General features: G+C 64.7%; 9 protein-coding genes and 1 pseudogene. 3 read left to right on the forward strand and 7 right to left on the reverse strand.

The features are described 5' to 3' along the window. Positions 1-799: 799 nt before the first annotated feature. Complete coding sequence (locus KBZ15_RS14060; RefSeq protein ID WP_255015843.1) at positions 800-2,275, reverse strand: AAA family ATPase; 1,476 nt, start codon at positions 2,273-2,275, stop codon at positions 800-802. 159 nt (positions 2,276-2,434) lie between these two features. Between KBZ15_RS14060 and KBZ15_RS14065 the strand changes: the two genes are divergently transcribed. The 3 genes from KBZ15_RS14065 to KBZ15_RS14075 all read left to right on the forward strand — a co-directional run bounded on the left by KBZ15_RS14065 (position 2,435) and on the right by KBZ15_RS14075 (position 3,490). Next, a complete protein-coding gene (locus tag KBZ15_RS14065) occupies positions 2,435-2,596 on the forward strand; it encodes a PCP reductase family protein (protein WP_255015844.1) in 162 nt (53 codons plus the stop codon). Positions 2,597-2,638: 42 nt separating this feature from the next. Next, entirely contained in the window at positions 2,639-2,836 is a 198-nt protein-coding gene (locus tag KBZ15_RS14070; RefSeq protein WP_197147917.1) for a hypothetical protein, read from the forward strand. A 297-nt stretch (positions 2,837-3,133) separates the two neighbouring features. Beyond that, the gene (locus KBZ15_RS14075; RefSeq protein ID WP_255015846.1) at positions 3,134-3,490 is read left to right on the forward strand and encodes a DUF565 domain-containing protein; all 357 of its coding nucleotides are present in this window, start codon (positions 3,134-3,136) and stop codon (positions 3,488-3,490) included. On the opposite strand, the gene KBZ15_RS14080 is transcribed toward KBZ15_RS14075, so the two are convergent. The 6 genes and pseudogenes from KBZ15_RS14080 to KBZ15_RS14105 form a co-directional block, all read right to left on the reverse strand. Next, the gene (locus KBZ15_RS14080; RefSeq protein WP_255015847.1) at positions 3,454-4,524 is read right to left on the reverse strand and encodes an aspartate carbamoyltransferase catalytic subunit; all 1,071 of its coding nucleotides are present in this window, start codon (positions 4,522-4,524) and stop codon (positions 3,454-3,456) included. The two genes, KBZ15_RS14075 and KBZ15_RS14080, sit on opposite strands and share 37 nt — an antisense overlap. A gap of 48 nt (positions 4,525-4,572) precedes the next feature. Continuing rightward, a complete protein-coding gene (locus tag KBZ15_RS14085) occupies positions 4,573-5,196 on the reverse strand; it encodes a Uma2 family endonuclease (protein WP_255015848.1) in 624 nt (207 codons plus the stop codon). 74 nt (positions 5,197-5,270) lie between these two features. Continuing rightward, a complete protein-coding gene (locus KBZ15_RS14090) occupies positions 5,271-5,861 on the reverse strand; it encodes a DNA-3-methyladenine glycosylase (RefSeq protein WP_255015851.1) in 591 nt (196 codons plus the stop codon). 208 nt (positions 5,862-6,069) lie between these two features. Further along, positions 6,070-6,402 (reverse strand): type II toxin-antitoxin system HicB family antitoxin, encoded by a 333-nt coding sequence (locus KBZ15_RS14095; protein ID WP_255015849.1) that lies wholly within the window; start codon positions 6,400-6,402, stop codon positions 6,070-6,072. Beyond that, complete coding sequence (locus KBZ15_RS14100) at positions 6,399-6,653, reverse strand: type II toxin-antitoxin system HicA family toxin (RefSeq protein WP_255015850.1); 255 nt, start codon at positions 6,651-6,653, stop codon at positions 6,399-6,401. Before KBZ15_RS14100 ends, KBZ15_RS14095 begins: the two co-directional genes overlap by 4 nt. Before the next feature lie 192 nt (positions 6,654-6,845). Next, a pseudogene (locus KBZ15_RS14105) lies at positions 6,846-7,925 on the reverse strand (Ni/Fe hydrogenase subunit alpha); the annotation flags it as partial.

A 7,925-nucleotide genomic window follows, 5' to 3' on the forward strand; every position in this document is an offset into this window, starting at 1 on the left:
GGACTGCAGTGCAGTTACTAGCAATCACCCGGATAGGGGAGGCCAACGAGGTGATTGTTCGAGTCGGCTGGGGTGATCAAGAGGCCTCCAGCTGTCCAGCATGGAAGGTCAGCCGGGCTGCCCAGGCAGCCGCCCGATGGGCTGAGTGGAAGCTGCTCAGGCAGTCCTGCTGCCGCCATCACCATTGCGGCATCGGTCCCTGTTGAGCTGCTGCCCCAGGATCACGATCCGGCCATGGCTGCCCCTCGGAAACGGGCTGCCAGGGCCAAGCCAGCCACAACGCCACAGCCTCAGCCGGCGGCAGCACCTTCCCCCCGATCACGGCGCCAACGATCCGTAGCTCCTGCGGGCTGAGCAGGAACAGCACCCGCCGGTCGGCATCGGTCCCGACCCCCCTGGCCCAGGGCCTCCTCATTCCTGGCCGCCAGCAGGGGCATGGCAGCTCAAACACCCAATCGCCCGGGCCCGCCAGCTGATCGGGCAGGGCTGCCGGTGCCAGCAGAAATCAGATCGAACAGCAGCCGATAGCCCCGCACATGCGGCCACCCCCAGGTCTTGTCCGGGTCAGGGTGGGTGAGGGCGCAGTGCTGATAAAGCTCCGGCAGTGAGGCCGGCACCTGCGCCAACTGCAGCGCCGCTAACGCCACCTTCAGGGGATGACCTGCCGGCAGCCGTGAGCCCTTCACCCTGGCCGCGGCCGGCAGTTGTGGGGCAGGGACAGCCGGTGCACCCCTTCGCACCGCACGGCCGTTTTGTGGTCCCTGGCGGCCGGTTCTGACGGGGGCAGGGATAACCCGCATCACGCTGCCTCCTGCACGGCCTGGGGGGCGACAGCAGCAACGGCAATCCGATCCGCGAATCTCGGCATGGGCAATAGATGCAGCGCCTCAGAAGCCCTGCTGCAGGCCACGTAGCTGAGCGCCCGGGCCTCGGGGCCATCGCAGCGCCGGAGATCGTCGGCCACGAACACTGAGCGGAAGCTGCTGCCCTGGCTGGAGTGGCATGTAAGGGCCGCCGCCTGGCGCAGGACCGGCACGATTGATTCCAGATCGGCCACCTCGGCCAGGGCCTTTTTCCGATCACCACCATCGAGGTGCTGGCGGATGCTGTTGCGCACCTCCCGGCACTGATGCCCCCAGGATTCGGCCACACCGCCGGGGGGTTCCAGCCAGACCTCCAGCTCATCGCCGGTAACGATGTTTTCAACCTGAGCGCGTTGGGCATCGGTGCCGGCTGCCACCTCCAGCTCACGTTCCAGCTGCCGGGTAGGGGTGAGCCAGGGATGAACGCCAAGCAGATGCTCAAGCCTGGTGGGGGCCTCCAACGCCAGGATCCTGAACTCACTGCAGGCCGCCGCCTGGGGCGCCGCCAATGCTGAGCCCTCGGACTGGATGCCACCCGGGGCAATCAGGATTTCACCGATCTGCCAATCCCGGGCAGCGGCTGCGCCATACCTCTGTTCCCGCAGCCGCTGGCCCAGGGATGCAGCGGTCCTGTTGGCCCAAGCAATGACGCGGGCCCCGTCTGGATCGGCATCCCAGGCTTCATTACAGATCGCCCTGGCCGCGGCCGCCAGCCAACCCGATTGCCACTGATGCAGCACGATCCGGCTGCCGCCCTGGGCCGCAGGACTGGAAGCCGTGGGCCACACCAGCGATGGATGCTGGGCCTGCCGCAATGACGTGGCCAACTGCAGCACCGCGCCGGAGTTCCTCCGCACCGTGACCAGCTCAGAGCGCACCCCTGGGGGATCCAGAAACAGGGCGGCCATGGTCGAGTTCACCGGCGGCAGCTGGGCCCTATCTCCCACCAAAAGCAAGCCGGCTTCCACCTCCTGGGCCAAGGCCCACAGGTCGGTTGCGGTGCCGTTATTCAGCATCGAGGATTCATCCACCACGATCAGATCGGGCCGCTCACCCCGCAGGGCAGAAGCAGCTTCAGTGGCGCCACGCGTGGCGAATTGAATCCGGCCATCTCGATCCAGCGAGGGCCTCAGCTTCAGCAGGCTGGCAACGGTGCAGACCCGGGCCGCGGCGCCGGCACCAGCCAGGAACTCCCTGCAGACCCTGGCCGCCTTGTGAGTTGGGGTGGCCACCAGGCATCGCAGCCCTTCGACCTCCAGCGCCCGCAACAGGTGGCCCAGGGTGAATGACTTACCCGAGCCTGCCGGGCCAATCAGGCTGCCGATCTCACCGTTGCGCAGCGCCGGCAATAGCTGATCGACGGCCGCGGCCTGCTCAGCAGTGAGCTGTGGCCCTTCGGTAGCTGATCCCATGGCCCCCTTGGGTACAGACCAGGGTTCAGCTTGGGTACAAAGGCAGAAAACAGCGAAACGATCAGCCCAGTTACTGCAAGGGTTTTCAGCCCTGCCTAACTTGGTCCCCCGTTTCCCCTATTCTCCATTTTTATCGCCAACCCTCTTTGGGCAGGCAGCATGAACTGGCACCCTGACGCCGAGGCCCTGCTCAAGGAGGTGCCCTTTTTCGTGCGGCCGGCGGTGCGACGGCGAATCGAAGCAATGGCCCGGGAAGCGGGGCTTGGGGAGGTGGATGGGCCCTTTTACGAGCAGGCCAAAGCTCAATTTGGACAGACATGAGCAGGCGATGGGTTAAAAGGGTTGATTAGTCAACGGCCATAGATGTCGCAGTCGAAGCGCGAACAGGTGGTCAGCCACCTGCGGTACATCCGCCAGGAACTCCGCGAGATGCACCAGGGAGTGATGGATGACGGCCTGCTACCTGAGGCCGGCGAAGTGCGGGGCGTCATGGCCCAGATGGAAGCTCTGCTGGAGTTGCTGGAAGGCAAGGCCTCCCGCAAAAAAGACGGCGACAGCTGAGGTTCTGGTCGTCAAGGCCCCCAGGGGACGCTCTGACAAACGTCTGCTGCCCGTTGAACAGCCCCGATCCAACCGCTTTGGTTCTGGAGTCCCCATCACCCAGCCCGGGCCTCGGCCACGGGCTTTTTTATTGGATTCCCCTATCTGTGGTGGCAAGAGGCTACCCAAGCGCCAGAAATGGTGTAGATATGGTGTGGCAGGGCTCGGGCCGGGTGATGGGGATCACCACCGTTCGCTTCCCTGCCACCCTCTTTCGCTCCCTCGTTCGCTGAGGTCTCCGCCGATGCCGGTTCAGCCGTGATCGCCAGACCCCCCGAGCGGCCCTACCAGCAAACCCGCTTCCAGGAACGGGTGGCCCAGGCCAGAGCGGGTTTGGAGCGCTGGGCGGCCAATCCCTGGCGGCGGATTTCGCTGCTGCTGATCGTGTTGCTGGTGAGCTTCAGCATCGGAGGCGTGGTCGGATCAATCACCGGAGCCTTCTCCCAGCTGGATCCCCTGGGGGCCCTGATCTGCGTAGTCGCCATCGAACTGGCCATTCGCGCCCGCGGGCCCCTGATCCGGCGCAGGGGCGACGACTTGGTCTTGCAGCTGATCGACATGGCCCGGATCGGGCTGCTCTACGGCCTGCTGCTAGACGGCTTCAAGCTGCTCTGATCAGGTCCACTTGATACCAGCGGCTCGGCTGCCGCCAGTAGATAGAGCAGGGCCATGCGAATCGGGATGCCGTTGCGCACCTGCTCTTCCACCAGAGCCACCTGGGGATCATCCAGCACCTCCCCGGCCAGTTCAACGCCTCTGTTGACCGGCCCCGGGTGGAGAACGGGCACGGGGCGGCCGCAGAGGGTGAGGCGCTCAGCGGTGATGCCGAAGCGCCGGTGATAGCTATCGAGGCTGGTGAGCAGGTGCTGATGCATGCGCTCCTTCTGAAGTCTCAGAGTCATGACGGCATCGGCCCCGGCCAGGGCCGCCTCCAGGCTGCGCTCAATCCGCACCGGGCCCCGCATCGCCACCGGATCGGCCGCCTGGCCTGGCGGGGGGGCGGCCACAAAGTCAGCGAAGGCATCCGGCAGCAGGGTGGGCGGGCCGCAGAGCACCACCTCGGCGCCGCAGGCGGTGAGGGCCCAGAGGTTGGAGCGGGCCACGCGGGAGTGGAGCACATCGCCCACGATCACGATGCGCTTGCCCCGCAGAGCCGCGGGCGAGGGGGCTTCAGGGGCGAAGTGGCGCGCCAGGGTGAACAGATCCAGTAGCCCCTGGCTGGGGTGGCTGTGCAGGCCATCGCCGGCATTGAGCACCGCCACCCGCTCACCGGCCCGGTCAAGGTCGACCGCCAGGCTCTGGGGCACGCCGGCGCAGCGATGGCGCACAACCAGCACGTTGGCGCCCATGGCCACGTAGGTGCGGGCCGTATCGAGCAGGCTCTCGCCCTTACTCAAGGAACTGGAGGAGGGCGAGAAGCTCTGCACATCGGCCGAGAGCCGCCGGGCCGCCAGCTCAAAGCTGCTGCGGGTGCGGGTGCTGGGCTCAAAGAACAGGCTGGTCATCAACCGCCCCTGCAGGGCCGGCAGCTTGCGGGCACCGGCTACCGGCAGGGCGCGAAAGCGCTGGGCCAGGGAGAGCACGGTGGTGAAATCATCCAGCGAAAAGGCCGCCAGATCCAGCACGTGGCGGTGGCTCCAGCTGCTCAAGGGGTGCGGCGGCTCACAGAGTCAGGGTAGGGGCTGACTTGCCTCTGGCTAAATCTGCCAGATTTCCTGCAGCTCAAGCCGCAATCCCGGCAGAAGCTCGCCTCCATCGAGATGGGTAACAGCCGCAATGCGGTGCGGCTCACCTGTAGCCGTCCAGATCTCCACAGCATGCTCCTCAGGGATTAGCAACCAGCCCAGCTGGGCCCCATTGGCCTGGTAAGCCGCCATCTTCTGGCGCAGGGCGGCAACAGCGCGGGGACCTTGATCACTGGGGCTGGCTAGTTCCACCACCACATCCGGACAAAGGGGCGGGAAGCTGCGGCGCTGCTCAGGGGTGAGGGCCTGCCAGCGCTCCAGACGCAGCAGGGAGGCGTCTGGGCTGAGCACGGAGCCGTCAGGCAGACGAAAGCCGGTGGAGCTATCGAAGAGCTGCCAGCCACCGATCTGGTCGGCCCAGACCAGAAGGCGCATCAACAGGCGACTATTGCGGACGCCGGTTTCCCCTCCGGTTGGAGTCATGTGGATCAGGTGCCCAGCGGCATCGAGCTCAAGTACCGCCTCTGGATTGGCGGCACAGACCGCCGCAAATTGTTCCGGGCTGAGGCAGAGATCAGCAGGCAGCTGCAGAGGCGCTAGGGCGTCAGCAAGTGCAACTGGCGGAGCAATGGTCATGGCCCCAGCATGAACATCAACCCCAACCGTAAGCGGGATTTTCAGGCGAAGGCTGCCCTACACCCCCCTAAGGCTCACGGCACCTGCGCAGGCGGCCGATCGCCCCGGACCCGCCTGCTGACACTGCGGCTGGCCCGCCAATACCAGCGCCAGGGGAGGTCTTGGCCCTGGCTGATGCCGATGCGGCTGGTTTGAACAAGGTCGACGGCCCCCAAAGCTGCCAGCTCTGGCGGCCGCGGGGCTATCCACAGCCCCCGATCGGGATGCACCAACTGGGCGTCGTGGAAGCGATCGATGCCAAAGCAACGTGCCAATAGGGCTGGCCCCGCCGCCAACCGCTCCGGCTCACCGGGAATGGCCGCCGCTCGCAGCAGCACCCCATTGGCCCAGTCAGCCCGGTGAGTCACCACATTGACACAGTGGTGAATGCCATAGCTCACATACACATAAAACCGCCCAGGCTCACCAAACAGGGTTTCGTTGCTGGGGGAGCGGCGGCGATGGCCGTGGCAGGCAGGCTCGCTCTGGCAATACGCCTCCGTTTCCACAATCACGCCCCACAAGAGCTCGCCATCGGCTTGGCGTTTCACCAGCAGGCAGCCGATGAGCTCGGGGGCGACAACCTCGGCGGGGCGGGCGAAGAAGGAGTGGGGGAGGTGCTGGATGGGCGTGGTGGCTATGGGAGTGGCTTATGGGCACCTCGAAAAATTGCCGGCTGTTATGACAGCTTGGCAATTCTAGACAGACTAAGACATGAGTCTCATAGACTTGGTACACGCACAGACCCTAATTTTCGAGGTGCCCTTGAGGGATTTTGAGCAAGCAGAGAATCTATGGAGGCCTGTCCACTCGAGGGGCCTGTTATCCGTTCCTCTATGCCGTGACACTTCTCTGGAGTGCTTCCTGAGCGAGCGAATTGAGACTCTTTCCCTGCACCTCCGCAGTCATCGCCAATTTTTGGTGCAGTTCAGGCGGGATCCGAAGATTGAACTTTCCTGAATAGTGCCTGCGGGGCTCGATTCCTTGCTCCTTGCAGACCTCAAGAAAAACATCCAATGACTTTTTGAATTCTTGGCGAAGCTCCTCAGGGCTAGACCCATAAAAGTCCGCTCCTCCAGAAAGCCCAAGAATTTCCCCGCGAAACTGATCCGTTTCCTCGTTGTAGTCAATTTTGGCGTGGTAGCCATCCACATTCATGAGATTCATGGTGTCACTCCGTGTTCTTCAAGCCATTTGCGGATTGAAGCAATAGCACCCTTGTCTGTATCGGGCGAGGGATGGGGCCTGTGGAAGACCCTGACTTCGCCAAACAGAACGACCGCGACTCGGCTGCCCGCCCTCTCACTGACATCCCCACCAAGCTCCTGAAACAGGGCTTCGATGTCCCTCCAAGGCAAGCTGCCGCTTACGGGACGAGAGAAGATCAGCTCAAGGGTGCGCTGGCGCTTCCGCTTCATTCCCCCATGATACTACAGCCTGGTACCATGCGTGGCATCTGGTCAACCGCTTGGTGGAAACGGATAATTTGTTATTGGGTGGATCCGCATAAATCCCATTTCTCGCAGCTACTTTCGTGCCCTTGCTGCCGAGATGGGGGGTGTTATGCCAGTCCGCATAACGCCGTTCGAAGGCATACACAGCCCCCCCCCTTAATCCCTTACCCGCTCCGCCAGCACCCGGCCGCCCGCATCCACCAAAGCAATCCGCAGCGGCATCTGGCCGGCCGCGTGGGTGGAGCAGGAGAGACAGGGATCGAAGCAGCGGATCCCCGCCTCCACTCGGTTGAGCAGGGGCTCGGGGATCTCGGCGCCCGCGACCACCGGGGTGGGAATGAATTCGCGGGCGATCTGGACCACGGTGCGGTTCATGGCCAGGTTGTTCTGGCCCGTGGCGATGATGAGGTTCACCCGGGTGATTAGGCCGTCGTCGTTGACGCGGTAGTGGTGAAACAACGTGCCCCGCGGCGCCTCGCTCACCCCCACCGCCCCATTGGCGTTGAGGCTCGCGTGGGCGCGGATGCGGCCGCCCATCAAGGCGTCGTCGGCCACCAGCTGCTCGATCCCCTCCAGGCAGGCCACGATTTCCACCAGCCGGGCGTGGTGATAGGCAAACGAGGAGGTGATGATGCGGCCGCCACTCCCAGGGGTACCGCTGCGCTGGCGCAGCTCGGCCAGCTCCGCATCAGCCCAGGCGGTGCCGATCCGCTCGCACACATTCAGCCGCGCCAGCGGGCCCACCCGATACATCCCCTCCGGATAGCCCAGGGGCTTGTAGTAGGGGAATTTCAGGTAGCTCCAGCTCTCCACCGCCTCGCCCAGGAAGCTGGCGTAATCGTCTTCCGAGAGGCCATCGGCCACGATCCGGCCGTGGCTGTCGATGAAGCGAATCGCCCCCTCAATGCACTCCCAGCCGCCATCGGGTGCCACCAGGCCCATGAACAGCGACGGGAAGTCGCCAAAAGTGAGCTGCTCCCGCTGCAGCGGCCCATCCAGCAATTTTTTGTAGAGCTCCAGCGCCGCGGCCGCGGTGGCCCTGGCCTCTAGTAGCCGTTCCAGGATCCAATCGCGGGCCATGGCGCTGAGGGGCGAGCGCACCCCACCAGGCACGGCCCAGGCCGAGTGGATCTTGCGGCCCGCTCGGGATCGGCCGCCATCAGGCCAAACACATTGCGCTTGGCCGGATCGCTCTCCCAGCCCAGCAGGAAATCGGGGCTGCTGAGGTGGAAAAAC

The organism is Cyanobium sp. BA20m-p-22, from assembly GCF_024346275.1.
In the GTDB taxonomy this organism is placed as follows: Bacteria; Cyanobacteriota; Cyanobacteriia; order PCC-6307; family Cyanobiaceae; genus Cyanobium_A.

Excerpts from the sequence above, each read along its gene's own strand:
- KBZ15_RS14060 (WP_255015843.1), bottom strand. The coding sequence starts at position 2,275 with ATGGGATCAGCTACCGAAGGGCCACAGCTCACTGCTGAGCAGGCCGCG.
- KBZ15_RS14065 (WP_255015844.1), top strand. The coding sequence starts at position 2,435 with ATGAACTGGCACCCTGACGCCGAGGCCCTGCTCAAGGAGGTGCCCTTT.
- KBZ15_RS14070 (WP_197147917.1), top strand. The coding sequence starts at position 2,639 with ATGTCGCAGTCGAAGCGCGAACAGGTGGTCAGCCACCTGCGGTACATC.
- KBZ15_RS14085 (WP_255015848.1), bottom strand. The coding sequence starts at position 5,196 with ATGACCATTGCTCCGCCAGTTGCACTTGCTGACGCCCTAGCGCCTCTG.
- KBZ15_RS14095 (WP_255015849.1), bottom strand. The coding sequence starts at position 6,402 with ATGAATCTCATGAATGTGGATGGCTACCACGCCAAAATTGACTACAAC.
- KBZ15_RS14100 (WP_255015850.1), bottom strand. The coding sequence starts at position 6,653 with ATGAAGCGGAAGCGCCAGCGCACCCTTGAGCTGATCTTCTCTCGTCCC.